This window comes from Flavobacterium pygoscelis (genome assembly GCF_023162025.1).
In the GTDB taxonomy this organism is placed as follows: Bacteria; Bacteroidota; Bacteroidia; order Flavobacteriales; family Flavobacteriaceae; genus Flavobacterium; species Flavobacterium pygoscelis.
Map to the genome: position 1 here is coordinate 211,423 of NZ_JALNUB010000001.1, position 15,338 is coordinate 226,760.

The following is a 15,338-nucleotide window of genomic DNA, read 5'->3' on the forward strand; positions in this document are numbered from 1 at the left end:
TTTCGATGATTGTATTGATATTAATGGCTTCTGTTATCTTGGCTTCTATCTCGATCATTCAGTTCAAGAATGAAGCAAAAGTTTACCACCAACAACGATTAGAAAGAAATGAAAATGCAGTAAAACAGCACATCAATTTTATCCTTTCGACTACTACTTATCCTCTTACTACTGGCAATTTAGACTTGATATTCAAAGATAAAATTCATGAATTAGCCCACATTCACAACGTCGAAATTAATATTTACAGTTTAGACGGAAAACTATTAAAGTCATCCAAAGAATCATTTTCTGTTGATAAAGTAGCTCCGCCAATACCCAAATATATTTTAAAACTAGTTCGCTCCTCCATTGAAAAAAGATATGTAGACATTAAAACCATTGACGGAAAAAAGAATCGTTCTGCTTTTAGCCAAATAAAAGATGATAAATTCAAACCATTGGGAATTTTAAATTTACCCTATGTAGAGGATGACGGTTACTATGAAAACGAATTAAATAGTTTTCTAATTCGGTTGGGTCAAGTCTATTCCTTCATGCTAATTATGGCTTTTGCATTAGCCTATTTCCTTTCTTCCTACATCACAAAATCACTAAAAACCATTTCCGACAAATTAAGTGAAACGAGTTTAAGTCAAAAAAATGAGAAAATCGTTTTAGAAGCCAGCAGCAAAGAGATAAACCTTTTGATAAACTCATATAACGGTATGGTAGATGAGTTAGAGAAAAGTGCCTTAAAACTTGCACAAAGCGAACGCGAAGAAGCTTGGCGCGAAATGGCCAAACAAGTGGCACATGAAATCAAGAATCCGCTTACGCCAATGCGACTCACGGTACAGAGTTTTCAGAGAAAATTTGATCCCAATGATCCAAGTGTCAAACAAAAAATGAATGATTACTCCGAGACTCTAATTCAACAAATTGATACAATGACTGCTGTAGCTTCGGCATTCTCGAACTTTGCCTCGATGCCAGCACAGCAAAATGAAACCTTGAATGTTGTTGAGGTTGTCGAGCTTGCCATGGATATTTTTAATGAAGAGTACATACAAGTCATTAGTGAAGTACCCAAAATTATATCCGTAATTGATCGTACACAACTGATCCGAATTATCACCAATTTGGCTAAAAATGCCATACAATCCATTCCAGAACAACAAGATGAAAAATCGGTTATTGTTCGTATTAAAAAAGAAAACAATAATGTATTAATCACTTTTACAGACAACGGAATTGGAATTCAACCCAAAGATATTGCTCGCATATTCGAGCCAAAATTTACCACAAAAAGTAGTGGAATGGGTCTTGGTTTGGGAATTATAAAAAACATTATAGAAAATTATAAAGGAACAATTACCTTTGAAACTCAATTTGGAAAAGGAACTACATTTACGGTTTCCTTACCTATTATTAACACCTAAAACTAGCGGCATGAACTACGAAAACATCTTAATTACTATTGAAAATAATATTGCTACCATTACAATTAATCGTCCAACAAAGCTAAATGCTCTTAATGTTGCTACGATAAATGATTTGCACAAAGCTTTTAAAAAGTTAGACAAAAACATTGAAATTCAAGTTATTATTTTGACAGGAAGTGGCGAAAAAGCTTTCGTTGCTGGAGCAGACATCTCTGAATTTGCACACTATTCGATCGAGGAAGGAACAAAATTGGCAGCTGAAGGACAAGAAAAATTATTTGACTTTGTTGAAAATTTAAAAACACCTGTAATCGCAGCAGTAAATGGTTTTGCCTTAGGTGGTGGATTAGAATTGGCTATGGCCTGTCATTTTAGAATAGCATCAGATAATGCAAAAATGGGATTGCCAGAAGTTTCATTAGGTGTCATTCCAGGATATGGAGGAACACAGCGTTTGCCTCAATTAATAGGAAAAGGTCGTGCCATGGAAATGATTATAACTGCAGGAATGCTTACTGCAGATGATGCCTACCGTACAGGTCTTGTAAATCACGTAGTACCTCAAGCAGAACTTTTAACTTTTTGCAACGATATAGCAAGTAAAATATTAAAAAATTCTCCTTATGCTATTGGCAAAGCAATAAAAGCAATTAATGCTAATTTCAAAGAAGGCAAAAATGGTTATGAAACCGAAATTAAAGCCTTTGGAAAATGTTTTGGAACTCAAGATTTCAAAGAAGGTACCACCGCATTTCTAGAGAAAAGAAAAGCCGTATTTACTGGGAAGTAAGAACTAAAAGAGAGCCAAATAGGCTCTCTTTTTATTTAAATTAAGTTTCTTTAAAATAATCTCACTCCAAAAACATATTGTTTGATCTACAAAACCTAATTTTGTGATTCCGTTTTTAATTTTACACCACATACTAAATACAACAATATGTCCTACCAACCTATATTTGCCCAATTTTGGGTAAAAGTTAAAGAAAGTATTCAAAATAAAACCTATGCTAAATTAACATTAGCCAAAACAATTGGTGACACTGATTTGAAAAATATCTATGTTCGTCCGGTTTTATTAGAGAATGATGTTTTTGCACTTTCGCTTACCGCAAAATACAAAACTGAAGAAATAGAATCGACGCACACTATAGACGAAGCCTTTATGGTATTGGCTCCGTACATGAATAATCCGTTTTTGACCGCCTTATTATTTACCACTGAAAATGATATTACTTTTAAGCTAAATAAGAAAAGAGTAGGAACTATTGTAGAACAAGCACCAACTTTTAAAAATGCTTCAGATGTAATTCTTGAAATGAAGGAAAAAGGGATTCAGATTTAAGATTCTTGATTAACGATTGCTGATTTTTGATTTTAAAATCAGCAATCCAAAAAATCTGAAATCTAAAATCGTTATTCCACAATCTCAAATCTTACTTCTCTCCTTCCCACTCAGCATAAAACTCAGACAAAAAACCTTCCATATAACGGTGTCTTGCTTTTGCAATTTCCTTTCCCGTTTCCGTATTCATTTTATCTTTCAAAAGGAATAATTTTTCATAAAAATGATTAATGGTCGGTGAATCATTCTTTTTGTATTCTTCTTTAGTCATTTTTGTGTTTGGTGCAATCTTAGGATCATAGATCGTTCTGTTTTTAAATCCTCCGTAATTAAACATCCTAGCGATTCCTATAGCGCCTATGGCATCTAGACGGTCTGCATCTTGAACGATATCTAATTCTTTTGAAGTAAACTGCTTTTCGAAATTTCCTCCTTTAAAAGAGATGTTTTCGATAATATGGATCACATGAGTTATTATTTCTTGATCCACTTCTTGCGACTCTAAAAATTCACGCGCTATCTTTGGACCTATAGTCTCATCGCCATCATGAAATTTACTATCCGCAATATCATGAAGCAACGCTCCTAATTGAACTATCGTAGCATTGCAAACTTCATTTTTAGAAATTAATATTGCATTTCTGTAAACTCTTTCTATGTGAAACCAATCGTGTCCGCCTTCGGCATTTTCTAGTTTTGCTTTGACGAAAGAAATGGTTTTACTTATCAAATCAGACTTTATCATTATTTATTTATAATTAAAAAAAATGTTGAACTTTAAAGTCAGTACTTCAAAATCCAACATTTTGTTTTTATTTAGAACTTCAAAATTTATCTTAAAACAGCAGGTTCAACCCATTTAAAAATATGAGATTCCTGCGGAATTACTAATCTTTCAGAAATTTTAGCCATTCTACCTGGTAATTTCATCAGATAATCTCTTGCTTTTTCTGCTTCATCTGTAAGACCACCTATTTTATCAATTTCCCATTTATCGATTAATTTTTGCATAATATCAACATAATCAGAAGCAGTATAAACCCCAATTCGTTGAGCGGAATCAGAAAATTGTTCGAAAGCAGTGCTTATTTTTTCCCCAGATTCTCTTAAGAAATGCGCAGGCATAACGATTTTAGCTTTCATCATATATTGAAAAGCAAGCATCATTTCGCTAGGATCTACCTGAAAAATACGGTTTACAAATTCACTATATGCGTGATGATGACGCATTTCGTCACCAGCAATCATTTTACACATTTTTGACAATTTATTATCGCCATATTTTTTAGCCATTTGTGCTACTCTGTTGTGAGAAACATAGGTTGCTAATTCTTGAAAACTGGTGTACACAAAATTTTTGTAAGGATCTCTACCGGTTCCAATATCGAAACCATCGTTAATCAGATGTTGGGTTGTCATTTCTACTTCGCGCATGTTTACACGACCAGACAAGTATAAATATTTGTTTAGTACATCTCCATGACGATTTTCCTCGCCTGTCCATTGTCTGATCCATTTAGACCAACCATTTCTTTCGACATTATCAACCCCTTCTACATCCATCAACCAAGATTCGTAAGTTGGTAATGCTTCTTCGGTAATGGTATCACCAACTAAAGTTACCCAGAAATCGTATGGTAAATCTTTTGCAATTTCACGTAGTTCTGTCACCTCATCAAAAAAAGTATCGCTTTGAGAATTAGGCAAAAAATCGGTTGGTTGCCATATTTTTTCTACTGGAATAAGATACTGATCGACAAAGCTCTCTACGTTTTTTTCTAAAAACTGCATTACTTCTAATCGAATGTTTTTTATTGACATTATATATAAATTTATATTAATTAAATTTTATTCCTTGCACAACTGCTTTCTCTGTTTTCTCCATTAACTCAGCAAAATCATGCGCTGCAACTGCTAATGGCTCGTGTACCACAAAGGTAAGTCGATTTCCTAAACCTAACGGAAAAAACCCGTATTTAACGACTTTCCAAGAATTGTTTATACTTACTGGCACTACGTAAGCAGAGGGCGCATACTTACACAAAATTTTCAAACCACTTTGTGCAAATTCTTTTGGCTTACCCGTTTTACTTCTCGTTCCTTCTGGAAAAATTACTGCCGAACGATGGTTTGTTTCAATATATTCTCCTAATCCTTTGATCGCAGGAATGGCTTGTTTGGGATCTTTTCGATCAATAAGCACAGAACCTCCATGACGCAAATTATAAGATACACTAGGAATTCCTTTGCCCAATTCCTTTTTACTGACAAATTTACAATGAAAACGACGGAAAAACCAAATCATTGCAATGATATCATACATACTTTGATGATTAGACACAAAAATAAGTGGAACATCTTTAGGAATACTTTCTATATTTTCAAATTTATAAGTTGTTCCTAAAATATTGGTACATCTTAATAAGAAAAAATTTAAATAATCTACACTTATTTTATGTGCTTGATATCCAAAGACATTAAAACAAATCCACTGAATTGGGTGAAATACGAGCAATGTTAGACCAAAAAATAAATAATAAATAACAGAAATGGGATACGAAACTATTTTTTGCATGCTTTAAAAATTAGCTACAAAAGTACTAAATAATTTTTTAGGGTTATTTAAATACAAAACAATATATCACCTCATCGTTTAATTGTAACTTTGCCCTTCTAAATTTACGCCTTTTTATATTAAAATGAATTTTAAATACCCAAAAAACGAAAAGCTAAAAAGTAAAATCACTATTGGATTATTGTTTACTGAAGGAAAATCAGTTTCAAAATATCCGTTGCGTTTAGTCTATAAATCAGGTACTTTTGGCGAAGGGGAGAAAATCAAAATGGGTGTTTCTGTTTCTAAGAAAAATTTTAAAAAAGCAGTAGATAGAAATTATTTCAAACGCATCCTTCGCGAAACCTATCGACTCAACAAACATTTACTAATTGATAATTTAGACCAACCGTACTCCTTCATGTTCTTTTATCAAACTAAAGATCGTCTTACTTACGAAGAAATCAATACTAAAACGATTCAGTTATTCGAGAAGTTTTTACTACAAATAAAAAAAGAAATCTAAGCTATTCTATTTTTTGTATTTTTATCATTCAAATCCTTAATGAATGAAATACAAAATAATTCTACCGTTACTTTTAATGGCTCTTTTTTCCAATTGTAAAAAAGCAGAAAACAATTTATCCGTCAATGAGGATACAAATGCATTGTCGGTATTAGATAAAAAAAATGAGAAGGTAAAATTTGTAAAAAATGATACCGCAAATCCTGACTCGGAAACTCTAGAAACCGAGCAAAAAATAATTAAAGAGGGAAACATTCGTTTTGAAACTAATGATTTAGAAGCGACATATACTCAAATACAAAAGGCTGTAAAAAATCAAAACGCATCCATACAAAATGATACAGAAGGCAAGGATTATAACTCTATATTTAGAAAATTAATCATTCGTATTCCCAATCAAAAATTCGATGTTTTTTTAACTGAAGTTTCTAAAGGAATTACCTATTTTGATAATAAAGAAATAACTTCTCAAGATGTAACTGCAGAATTTATTGATATGAGTGCCCGACTGAAAGCTAAAAAAGTTTTAGAAAATCGCTATCTTGATCTTTTAAAAAAAGCAAACAAAGTTTCTGAAATACTTGAAATTGAAGCACAGCTTTCTACTATTCGCGAAGAAATAGAGTCTAAACAAGGACAATTAAATTATTTACAAAATCGCGTTTCCTTTAGCACCTTAACAATAGAATTTTACAAACCCGTTGCAGGTGAGAGTGGCGTTACAAGTTCTTACGGAATGAAAATCTGGACCGCAATAAAATCTGGATTCAACAGTATTTCTAGTGTGTTTATTGTTTTGATTAGCATTTGGCCTTTTCTGATTATTCTAACTGTTTTAGTTTATTTTATTAAAAATAGACGTAATACAAAAAATAAAAAATAATGTATTCTTTCCTTAAAAAAAAATTCATAATTCCCGTTGTAGCAGCTACTTTTCTATTTATAGGTAGCAGTTTTAAAGACGATTTTTTTGAAATTGCCAAGCAAATAGAGATCTTCACTACGCTTTTCAAAGAACTCAATAAGAATTATGTAGACGAAACCAATCCTGGAGATTTAATGGATAAAGCAATTAAAGGAATGCTTGCCAGCTTGGATCCTTATACAGTCTATTTTAACGAGCAAGATGTACTTCGTTTTAAGATAAATAATACTGGAGAATATACAGGAATTGGGGCTTTATTGACCAGAAAAAAAGAGCAGTTAATCATCAAGGAAGTCTATAAAAATTTTCCCGCTGATAAAGCAGGATTAAAAGCGGGAGACGAGATCATTCAGATTGGAGACGTCATTTTAGCGGATTACAAAGAAGAAGCTTCTAATCTTTTTAAAGGAACCAAGAATACCAAAATTGACATTAAATTCTTGCGTCAAGGAAAACCAAATACTACACAAATCATTCTGGATGAAGTCGAAATAAAATCAGTTCCATTTTATGCTAAAATTGATGACAAAACAGGATATATTGTATTGGCACGTTTTAGCAAAAAAGCATCTCAGGAAACCAAAGAAGCTTTAGAACAACTAAAAAAACAAGGTGCCGAGCGAATTATATTAGATGTTAGAGACAATCCCGGAGGACTTTTGAATGAAGCAGTCAATATTTGCAATCTTTTTGTAGCAAAAAATGAAATTATTGTTACCACAAAATCAAAAATAGAAAAACACAACAGTACTTATAAAACGACCCAAGATCCGGTAGACACACAAATTCCGTTGATTGTATTGGTGAATGACAGAAGCGCTTCTGCCTCAGAAATTGTAGCAGGCGCTTTACAAGACTTAGATCGTGCGGTTATAGTAGGAAGTCGCAGTTTTGGAAAAGGATTGGTTCAGAGACCCGTTGATCTTACTTTTGGAACGCAACTAAAAGTGACTATTTCACGCTATTATACGCCTTCCGGAAGATGCATTCAAGCTTTAGATTACTCTAAGAAAGATCAAAACGGAATGGCTATCAAAACAGAGGAGAAAAATTATACGGCCTTTAAAACCAGAAAAGGAAGAACTGTTTATGACGGCGGAGGAATTCAACCCGATATTGAGATGGAAGAAGCAAAATCAAGTCCGATTACAAATGCTTTGATTCGCAACGACGGAATTTTTAATTATGTTACTTCTTACTATTATAAAAACCCTAATTTAGGATCCAAGATTCCTGTGATTTCCGATACCGATTATGCGGACTTTAAACAATTTTTGAAAACTCAAAATTTCTCGTTTGATACAGAAACGGAATTGGCTTTGAAAAACACTTTGGCTATAGCCAAAAAAGAAAAACTAGACGAATCGATACAATTAGAATACCAACAATTATTATCGGCACTTCAAAAGAGCGAAAATAACTTATTAGATAAAAATCAAAAAGAAATAAAAAGTTTGATTGTTAATGAGATTATAAAAAGATTTCAATATCAAGAAGGTTTGTACCAATATTACATTCAAAACAATGCAGAAATCAAAAGAGCAACAACCGTTCTTAATACTTCTGCAACCTATAATTCGATTTTAAAAACATGATAAAAAAGTCAATCAAAATATTGGCTCTACTGTTCTTTAGCTGCTTGTCAGCTCAGGATAAACCTGTGGAAACCGTATATTTCGAATTTGACAAATTCAATCTTTATGAAGATCAAGTAAAAGGGATTTTAAATTTTTTGAAAAACACCGACACTACGAAAGTAGAATCGATTCAGATTTATGGCTATTGCGATGATCGAGGTGCCAATGATTACAATTACGAACTTTCTAGAAAAAGAGTCAACACCGTTCAAAACATCCTAACTGAAGCAGGATTTAATAAAAATAAAATCATGATTTTTGAAGGTAAAGGGCGTGTTCTTTTAAAAAAAGAAGAAGAATCTAACCTCTCCGAAACCCGTTCCAAAAACAGACGAGTCGATTTATTTCTTGTTAAGAAAAATAGTTTTGGAAAAGGGATTTACAATTCCTTTCAAGAGAACCATAAAACAGGAGATCGTATTTATCTTGAAAAAATTTTATTTAGAATGGGAAGTAGTAAATTAACGGAACAGTCTAAAAAAGAATTGGACAAAATTGTAACTTTATTACAACAACAAAAGACAATGGAATTTAAAATTATTGGTCACGTCTGTTGTACTCCATCTTATTTCAATGATGCTATTGATAAAGAAACATTGCAACGCAAACTTTCGTTGAATCGCGCCAAAAATGTTTATAAATACTTATTAGACAAAGGCATTAATAGCTTAAGAATGCGTTATGCAGGATATGGCAATAAATTTCCTTTAGGCCAAGGAGAAGAATTGGACCGCCGTGTTGAATTTTTAATATTAAAAATTTAGTTAGCCTTTGATCATTTCAATATGCGGAATATCATCTTCTAAATACATTTCGCTGGTTTGTACAAAGCCGTGACTTTCATAAAACCTTTTAAGATACAGTTGTGCTCCTATAGTTATTTTTTGTTCGTTAAAATGATCTTTAATTCCATTGATAGCGTTGCGCATTAACTCATGTCCCCATTTTCTATCTCTGTACTTTATTGCAACTGTTACTCGCCCAATAGAAGCATTATCAAAACTAATACCTGGTTTAAAAAGTCTGGCATGTGCAACAATATTATCATCATATTTGCCTATTAAATGCAGAGCCACTTTATCTTTACCGTCAAGATCTAAGTAAACACAATTTTGTTCTACAACGAATATCTCGCTTCTTAATTGTAATAAATCGTACAGTTCATGAACAGAAAGCGCATCAAATGTTTTTATTGTCCACTGTATTTCCATAGGTTTATTTAATTTTAAATTACAAATAAAAGCAATTACTAACTATCTTTTGATAATTACAACTGATTTTATAATCGCTTCTAGTTCATGCATTAAGTCCCTTTTGTCTTTTGATGGGGCATAGCAAAATCCTTCTAATACTAATATCCGGTTATACTCGGGATCTACAATGGCGTAATTGATAAAAGGGCCAGACATAAAATCATTATTTAATTGCCAAGTTCCTTTAGTTTCGTAGGTTTCTTTACCGTCGTGATTGCTCTTAAAAAGATAAGGTGCATACGCTTCTTCAGTCAGCATATTGGTATTGGGCTCTTTTCCACTAATGTATAATTTACCAATAGAATCGCGCATTTTTACAATACAACTTACAAAATCACCATGCTTTTTTATGGTACTAAGTGGGACTTGGTATAGTAAAACACTATTGTTCCCACCTATAATTTCTTTTTTGAGCCACATAAAATTACTTTTTTGTAGCACATAAGCATAACCAGAAGGAATTTTGATGTCAATATGAAATTTATTAGCAATCACTTTAGGATCAATTAAGGAAAGGCTATTGATTCTTTGATTCTCTTCTATTTCCGCTTGTTTAATGATTTGAATCATTTGAGGCGCATGCTTTTCTATGCAATCAATAATATCAGTACTTGTTTTTCCAGAAATATGAAATACGTTTTGCGGAGCGGCATATTGATTTTTACGAATTTCAAACTTATTTTGTATATCTTTTTTTACAACGATAATCGCGCGCGTATCGGTCATAAATCCTTCTAAAAGTTTTGTGGGATATTGATTGATATTAAACAAAGGCTCTTCTTGAGGCAAGCCAATTACAGGTGCGGCAAACTTATTTCGAATGCTATCTCCCACATCGCCATTCCATAATTGATCATCAATAATTACGGAGATGGTATTTATTTTCCCATTGGTTTTACGAGGTAAACCATCATTCTCTTTTTTACAAGAAAATAACAAAAGAGAAATACAGATAATTAGAAAATGGGTCTTATTCATTACTACTTTATTAAAAAATAAAACCCAAATTTATAGAAGTTTATTGTATTATCCGTTTATTTTTAGCTTCATTCCAGGTTTAATATCTTCATTGCTAATATCATTCCATTTTTTTAAATCAGCGATAGTAGTTCCAGGATACTTTCTTGCGATACTAAAAAGGGAGTCTCCTTTTTTAACGTAATAATCCGTTGTAGCTTGTTTTGTAGTTTTGTTTTTAAAAGAATCTACAGTTGCTTTGTCTGTAACAATTACCACCTCATCTTTGGCAACAATTAATGTTTTTCCAATAGCAAGCGTGTTATCTGCAAGTTTGTTCCAGTGTTTCAATTCCGTTAATGAAGCTCCAAATCTAGTAGCAATTGTACCTAAATTATCTCCTTTTTGAACGATGTATTCGATATCCTTACGTTCTTGCTTAGCCACTACTTCTTCCTTAGTTTCCATTTCCTTTGGAGAGACTTGTAAAGCAACACCATACTGCACATTATTATTTATTAGTCCGTTCCATTCCTGAAGTTGGGCTACTGTTACGTTATACTTTTGGGCTATAGCACCTAAATTATCTCCTTTTTGAACGATATATTGTGAACCTGCATCTGTGGGAGTCGCATCACTATTTTTATTTGACTTAGCAGCTAAAGCTTGATTTTTTGAAGTAGTAATTTCAGAAATAATATCATTTTTAACTTCTTTCTTAATGGCTTGCTCTTCTTTCTGGTTGGTTATTATCTTTAAACTTCTTCCATAAGCAACTGCATTTCCTTTTAGATTATTCCATTTTTTTAATTGAGCAATAGAAACATCATACTTATTTGCTACAGCACCAAGGTTGTCTCCTCGTTTTACCTTGTAATAAGTGGTTTTTGATAGTTTAGAAGTCTTAAAGTTAGAATTATTACTATTGTTACTAGCTAGCGCTTTTATGGCTTGATATGGCTTTTCTCTTTGGTCTAGTTCATACTCCGTGTAAGCGTAAACTTTATCTTCATTAGAAGCAAAAATAGCTACTTTATCTTGAGGAAGTCTCAAATAGTGATTTTCATCATTATAAAAAGGGACAATGTTAAGTTTATACGATGGGTTTAAAAGTTGCAATTGTGCGATTGGAACGTCTAACAAATCCCCTAATTGTTTAAAGGTGATTTGTTGTTTAATTCTAATGGTATCGGTAGCAAAATGTTTTACAGCTGCTCTTTGTGGTACAATACCATGTTCTTTGTGGTATTCATAAAGATACATTGTAGCAAGGAAAGCGGGAACATAGCCTTGCGTTTCTTTGGGTAAATTTTTTCTAATGTTCCAGTAATTTTTTTGTCCACCAGAACGTCGAATCGCTTTGGCAACATTTCCAGGTCCTGAATTATAGGAGGCTAAAACCAAATCCCAATCGCCAAACATTTTGTACATATTTGTCATGTATTGTGTGGCGGCTGCACTAGATTTTAAAGGATCGCTGCGTTCATCGATATAAGAATCGATTTTTAACCCGTACTGCTTTCCGGTATGATACATAAATTGCCATAATCCGGTGGCGCCCATTTTAGAAATTGCTCTTGGATTTAATGCAGATTCTACAACAGCTAAGTATTTTATCTCAAGTGGAACATTTTGTTTGGCTAAAGCTTCTTCAAAAATTGGAAAATAATATTCTGAAAAACCCATTAATCGCTCAAAAGATTTTTTCCTATTTTTCAAAAACGATTTGATAATATTTTCTAAACCTTGATTGTACTCAATATTGAAAGGAGATTTGGCATCCATTGCCGCTAATCTTTCCTTTAAAAGATCCGTTGGCAATTCGTAATCCACATCGGCGTCTATATTAATAGTCTCAATGTCATCTGATATTGTTTTATAAAGGTCTAAACTTGTCAGTTCCTGCATCCATAAGCTATCTACTCGGGCAGCTAATTCATTTTTAACAAATGTTTTCTTTATAGAATCAAGATAGGATAATTTAGGTTCAAATTTATCAATTACGCTGTTTTCATAACTCTGCTGTGAAAATATCTGTACTGAAAATAATAGAAAAAAAGATAAGGTGGTATTTTTTATAGTCATAACGTTGTGATCAAATAGCTATATTTCAAATGATTAGAAAAAGCATAATTTACAAACATAATAGCTAAAATCTAAAATCCCGCGCAAAAAATGTTAAAAATGCAATATTTAGCTTAATTGTGCGTATTTTTTGACTAATTCTGCATGAAAATAGTTTATAGGATACTATTCGTAATTTTATCAAACAAAAAAACCTTAACAATACAGTATCGTTAAGGTTTTAAGAATTGTTTAACAGTTTTTTAAGACTATATTATGGTGCTTTATAATACTAAAAAGAATTTATATTGTTTATTAATTAGTCAAGGATTGCAGCAATACCAGGCAATACTCTGCCTTCAAGCATTTCTAACATCGCTCCTCCACCTGTAGAAACATAACTCACTTTATTTTCTAAACCAAATTGTTTTACGGCTGCTACAGAATCCCCTCCGCCAACTAGAGAAAAAGCTCCTTTTGCAGTTGCTTCAGCAATAAAATTACCTAAGGCAATCGTTCCATTTGCAAAATTTTCAAGTTCAAACACGCCTAACGGACCGTTCCATAAAATAGTTTTAGAGGCTAGTATTACTTCTTTAATTTTTTCTAATGATTTTGGCCCAGCGTCTAATCCTTGCCATCCGTCCGGAATTTTATCAACAGCTACAATTTGTGTTGCTGCATCATTAGAAAAAGCATCCGCAGCCACAACATCAACTGGAAGATGAATTTGAACCCCTTTTTCCTTGGCTAGTTTTAAGATCTCTAGTGCCAACTCCATTTTGTCATCTTCGCAAATTGAATTGCCAATTTTACCTCCTAGTGCTTTTACAAAAGTAAAAGTCATTCCCCCACCAATAATCATGTGATCCACCTTATCCAAAATATTTTCGATAACGGTAATTTTAGACGAAACTTTAGATCCTCCTAAAACTGCTGTAACTGGTTTTTCGCTATTTTTTAAAACTTTATTCAAGCTTTCAATTTCTTTGGCTAACAGCAAACCAAAACATTTATCTTTTGGAAAAAACTGAGCAATTATAGTCGTTGAAGCGTGTGCTCTATGAGCAGTTCCAAAGGCATCATTTACATAAATATCACCCAGACTAGCCAGCTCTTTTGCAAAAGCAGCATCTCCAGCTTCTTCTTCACTATGGAAACGTAGGTTTTCTAACAATAGTACTTCACCAGGTTTCAAATTGGCTGCAGCAGTATTAGCTTCTGTTCCCACACAGTTGGATACAAACTGAACCGGCACTCCTAAAATTTCAGAAGTTTTTGCCAAAATATGTTGTAAAGAATATTTCTCTTCAATTCCTTTAGGTCTCCCCAAATGAGACATCAAAATAACATTTCCACCTTGGGCAAGAATAGCATCAATGGTTGGTTTTGCAGCTTCAATACGCGTGGCATCAGTCACTTTGAAATTTTCATCCAAAGGGACATTAAAATCAACACGAATTATTGCTTTTTTATTTTTGAAATCAAAATCATTTAAAGTTCTCATTGTTTATTTTTTAGTTTATTTTCATTGATAGCTCAACAAATATAAAATTTTTAAAAGAGTTTGTTTTTGAAAATTGATGAATTACACCTTATAATTGAAAATTGAATGCTTAATTATTTTAAAAATTTATTAAAAAATTAAAAAAGGAATTCATTAATCATGGACTGGACTTTGCGTACAAGGACAATTACTAACTCCTTGTAAGAAATCAAATCCTAGGGTTACCACGTGAGTTCCTGAATTATAAGCCGCTAGTTGATTTAATGTCAGTTGGTAGGAATATCCAAAATAAAAACTTGACTTTTTAAGACCCAACATGGGACCAACATTTAAAGGTTTAGCTACTTGATCGTTTAAGAAACGATATGAAATTCCAGCCCAATAATAATCATCGTATCGATTGTACTTACGGTACTTGACATTTAAATCGGTACTAGAACGCTTATCACTTGCAAAATACTGAATGTAGGTTGAAGGTTCAATCTCGGCTCTTCCATCACCAGGAACTTTAAAAACATATCCAGAATAGATCTGATAGTTTAAAAGTAAAGTTGGCTCTACTCCAACAAAACGATCTGCATTTTTGCTTAAAACATTACTAGCATTAACACTGATGTAATACCCTTTATTACGGTACAAAAGTCCCACATCAAAGTTATTGTTGGCTACATATCTGTTATTGGTTATCGCAGCATCTGGAATTGGACGTTCATAAGTGGTATTGAACTTATCAATATCAATTTTAAATGTGTTGATGTTATACGAAAGACCAAAAGACAAATATTGCTTGGAATAATAATCCAATATCAAGTGGTGGGCAAAGGAAACCTTTGCTCCGGTTTGTCTGGTATATCCGTTGCTGTCATTGTATAAAGAGACACCAACACCCGATTGATCTGCAATTCTAAAGTCAGCATAAACCGATTGATTATCGGGAGCATCTTTTATCCCAACCCACTGCGTCAATCCATTTGCTCTAATTCTAAAATTATCACCTATACCCGCAAAAGTAGGAGAAACGACAAAGTTATTATCAGCCAAATACTGAGTAAAAACCGGTAAATTTAACTCTTGACCGTAGCTGTAGGTTACAGTCAAGAGTAGTAATGAGGCAATTATTTTTTTCATTCTATTTTTTTTCAATTAAGA

The 15,338-nt window shown here is 32.8% G+C and carries 15 protein-coding genes; 7 read left to right on the plus strand and 8 right to left on the minus strand.

Features of this window, described 5'->3' with window-relative positions:
• Positions 1-5: 5 nt before the first annotated feature.
• The 3 genes from MW871_RS00930 to MW871_RS00940 all read left to right on the plus strand — a co-directional run bounded on the left by MW871_RS00930 (position 6) and on the right by MW871_RS00940 (position 2,766).
• Positions 6-1,421, plus strand: coding sequence for a sensor histidine kinase (locus MW871_RS00930; RefSeq protein ID WP_248427407.1), 1,416 nt, complete (start codon positions 6-8; stop codon positions 1,419-1,421).
• 10 nt (positions 1,422-1,431) lie between these two features.
• Positions 1,432-2,214: an enoyl-CoA hydratase/isomerase family protein gene (locus MW871_RS00935; protein ID WP_248427252.1), complete on the plus strand. Its 783-nt coding sequence runs from the start codon at positions 1,432-1,434 to the stop codon at positions 2,212-2,214.
• Between the two features lie 147 nt (positions 2,215-2,361).
• A complete protein-coding gene (locus MW871_RS00940; protein WP_188049235.1) occupies positions 2,362-2,766 on the plus strand; it encodes a hypothetical protein in 405 nt (134 codons plus the stop codon).
• A gap of 91 nt (positions 2,767-2,857) precedes the next feature.
• Here MW871_RS00940 and MW871_RS00945 read toward each other — a convergent pair whose 3' ends face one another.
• The 3 genes from MW871_RS00945 to MW871_RS00955 all read right to left on the minus strand — a co-directional run bounded on the left by MW871_RS00945 (position 2,858) and on the right by MW871_RS00955 (position 5,341).
• Positions 2,858-3,511, minus strand: a complete 654-nt coding sequence (locus MW871_RS00945; RefSeq protein WP_210645097.1) for an HD domain-containing protein — start codon at positions 3,509-3,511, stop codon at positions 2,858-2,860.
• Between the two features lie 86 nt (positions 3,512-3,597).
• Positions 3,598-4,587: an acyl-ACP desaturase gene (locus tag MW871_RS00950; RefSeq protein ID WP_210645099.1), complete on the minus strand. Its 990-nt coding sequence runs from the start codon at positions 4,585-4,587 to the stop codon at positions 3,598-3,600.
• A 16-nt stretch (positions 4,588-4,603) separates the two neighbouring features.
• Positions 4,604-5,341: a lysophospholipid acyltransferase family protein gene (locus MW871_RS00955; RefSeq protein WP_248427253.1), complete on the minus strand. Its 738-nt coding sequence runs from the start codon at positions 5,339-5,341 to the stop codon at positions 4,604-4,606.
• A gap of 124 nt (positions 5,342-5,465) precedes the next feature.
• Between MW871_RS00955 and rnpA the strand changes: the two genes are divergently transcribed.
• The 4 genes from rnpA to MW871_RS00975 are packed head-to-tail and all read left to right on the plus strand — an operon-like array spanning position 5,466 to position 9,172.
• Complete coding sequence (rnpA, locus tag MW871_RS00960; RefSeq protein ID WP_188049239.1) at positions 5,466-5,846, plus strand: ribonuclease P protein component; 381 nt, start codon at positions 5,466-5,468, stop codon at positions 5,844-5,846.
• Between the two features lie 43 nt (positions 5,847-5,889).
• Positions 5,890-6,729: a DUF4349 domain-containing protein gene (locus tag MW871_RS00965; protein ID WP_248427254.1), complete on the plus strand. Its 840-nt coding sequence runs from the start codon at positions 5,890-5,892 to the stop codon at positions 6,727-6,729.
• Positions 6,729-8,366: a S41 family peptidase gene (locus MW871_RS00970; RefSeq protein WP_248427255.1), complete on the plus strand. Its 1,638-nt coding sequence runs from the start codon at positions 6,729-6,731 to the stop codon at positions 8,364-8,366. The genes MW871_RS00965 and MW871_RS00970 overlap by 1 nt, the downstream gene beginning before the upstream one ends.
• Entirely contained in the window at positions 8,363-9,172 is an 810-nt protein-coding gene (locus MW871_RS00975; protein ID WP_248427256.1) for an OmpA family protein, read from the plus strand. Before MW871_RS00970 ends, MW871_RS00975 begins: the two co-directional genes overlap by 4 nt.
• Here MW871_RS00975 and MW871_RS00980 read toward each other — a convergent pair whose 3' ends face one another.
• The 5 genes from MW871_RS00980 to MW871_RS01000 all read right to left on the minus strand — a co-directional run bounded on the left by MW871_RS00980 (position 9,173) and on the right by MW871_RS01000 (position 15,317).
• The gene (locus MW871_RS00980; protein ID WP_248427257.1) at positions 9,173-9,619 is read right to left on the minus strand and encodes a GNAT family N-acetyltransferase; all 447 of its coding nucleotides are present in this window, start codon (positions 9,617-9,619) and stop codon (positions 9,173-9,175) included.
• Positions 9,620-9,661: 42 nt separating this feature from the next.
• The gene (locus MW871_RS00985; protein ID WP_248427258.1) at positions 9,662-10,639 is read right to left on the minus strand and encodes a DUF4837 family protein; all 978 of its coding nucleotides are present in this window, start codon (positions 10,637-10,639) and stop codon (positions 9,662-9,664) included.
• Positions 10,640-10,687: 48 nt separating this feature from the next.
• A complete protein-coding gene (locus MW871_RS00990; protein ID WP_248427259.1) occupies positions 10,688-12,703 on the minus strand; it encodes a LysM peptidoglycan-binding domain-containing protein in 2,016 nt (671 codons plus the stop codon).
• A 298-nt stretch (positions 12,704-13,001) separates the two neighbouring features.
• Positions 13,002-14,189, minus strand: coding sequence for a phosphoglycerate kinase (locus MW871_RS00995; RefSeq protein ID WP_248427260.1), 1,188 nt, complete (start codon positions 14,187-14,189; stop codon positions 13,002-13,004).
• Between the two features lie 153 nt (positions 14,190-14,342).
• Positions 14,343-15,317 carry a PorP/SprF family type IX secretion system membrane protein gene (locus MW871_RS01000; protein ID WP_210645112.1) on the minus strand — a complete coding sequence of 325 codons (975 nt, stop codon included), beginning with the start codon at positions 15,315-15,317 and terminating at the stop codon, positions 14,343-14,345.
• Between the last annotated feature and the right edge of the window lie 21 nt (positions 15,318-15,338).

Bases quoted from the DNA above. Each gene is read 5' to 3' on its own strand.
- MW871_RS00930 (WP_248427407.1), top strand. From the start codon at position 6: ATGATTGTATTGATATTAATGGCTTCTGTTATCTTGGCTTCTATCTCG.
- MW871_RS00935 (WP_248427252.1), top strand. From the start codon at position 1,432: ATGAACTACGAAAACATCTTAATTACTATTGAAAATAATATTGCTACC.
- MW871_RS00940 (WP_188049235.1), top strand. From the start codon at position 2,362: ATGTCCTACCAACCTATATTTGCCCAATTTTGGGTAAAAGTTAAAGAA.
- MW871_RS00945 (WP_210645097.1), bottom strand. From the start codon at position 3,511: ATGATAAAGTCTGATTTGATAAGTAAAACCATTTCTTTCGTCAAAGCA.
- MW871_RS00950 (WP_210645099.1), bottom strand. From the start codon at position 4,587: ATGTCAATAAAAAACATTCGATTAGAAGTAATGCAGTTTTTAGAAAAA.
- MW871_RS00955 (WP_248427253.1), bottom strand. From the start codon at position 5,341: ATGCAAAAAATAGTTTCGTATCCCATTTCTGTTATTTATTATTTATTT.
- rnpA (WP_188049239.1), top strand. From the start codon at position 5,466: ATGAATTTTAAATACCCAAAAAACGAAAAGCTAAAAAGTAAAATCACT.
- MW871_RS00965 (WP_248427254.1), top strand. From the start codon at position 5,890: ATGAAATACAAAATAATTCTACCGTTACTTTTAATGGCTCTTTTTTCC.
- MW871_RS00970 (WP_248427255.1), top strand. From the start codon at position 6,729: ATGTATTCTTTCCTTAAAAAAAAATTCATAATTCCCGTTGTAGCAGCT.
- MW871_RS00975 (WP_248427256.1), top strand. From the start codon at position 8,363: ATGATAAAAAAGTCAATCAAAATATTGGCTCTACTGTTCTTTAGCTGC.
- MW871_RS00980 (WP_248427257.1), bottom strand. From the start codon at position 9,619: ATGGAAATACAGTGGACAATAAAAACATTTGATGCGCTTTCTGTTCAT.
- MW871_RS00985 (WP_248427258.1), bottom strand. From the start codon at position 10,639: ATGAATAAGACCCATTTTCTAATTATCTGTATTTCTCTTTTGTTATTT.
- MW871_RS00990 (WP_248427259.1), bottom strand. From the start codon at position 12,703: ATGACTATAAAAAATACCACCTTATCTTTTTTTCTATTATTTTCAGTA.
- MW871_RS00995 (WP_248427260.1), bottom strand. From the start codon at position 14,189: ATGAGAACTTTAAATGATTTTGATTTCAAAAATAAAAAAGCAATAATT.
- MW871_RS01000 (WP_210645112.1), bottom strand. From the start codon at position 15,317: ATGAAAAAAATAATTGCCTCATTACTACTCTTGACTGTAACCTACAGC.